General features: G+C 69.8%; 2 protein-coding genes. Both read right to left on the bottom strand.

What is annotated here, in order from left to right:
• Positions 1-253 (bottom strand): sigma factor (locus tag KUM32_RS31270; protein ID WP_308408761.1); only part of this gene is annotated, 253 nt, incomplete at its 3' end.
• A gap of 92 nt (positions 254-345) precedes the next feature.
• The coding region (ccsA, locus tag KUM32_RS31275) for a cytochrome c biogenesis protein CcsA (protein ID WP_217145336.1) at positions 346-586 on the bottom strand (241 nt) is incomplete at its 5' end.

Genomic DNA, 586 nt, shown 5'->3' on the forward strand with positions numbered 1-586 from the left:
CCCGGCGCGTGTTGCGTACGGTGTTGGTCGCGATGCCCAGCAGCCACGGGCGCGGGCTGCCGCCGTCGGCGTCCAGCCGGGTGCGCAGCCGCCACGCTTCGAGGAAGGTCAGCGAGACCACGTCCTCGGCCACCGACCAGTCGCCGGTCAGCCGGTAGGCGTGGTTGTAGACGGAGCGGGCGTGGGCGTCGAAGAGTTCTGCGAAGGCGGTGGGGTCCCCCTGGCGTATGAGCGTGCGCGGTGTTGTCTCCACGCCCTGGAACTGTCCATACGACAGCGGCCGGTTCCCGTGACCTGGGTCACAGGAACCGGCCGCTGCCGGGGGCGTGCGTCAGACGTCGGAGGTCAGACGCCCGCGTACGAGTGCTTGCCGGTGACGAACATGTTGACGCCGTAGTAGTTGAAGAGGAAGCAGGCGAAGGCGATGAGCGCCAGGTACGCCGCCTTGCGGCCCTTCCAGCCGGCCGTGGCCCGGGCGTGCAGGTAGCAGGCGTAGGCGACCCAGGTGATGAACGTCCAGACCTCCTTGGGGTCCCAGCCCCAGTACCGGCCCCACGCCTTCTCGGCCCAGATCGCGCCGGCGATC

Source organism: Streptomyces sp. AC627_RSS907 (assembly GCF_019049165.1).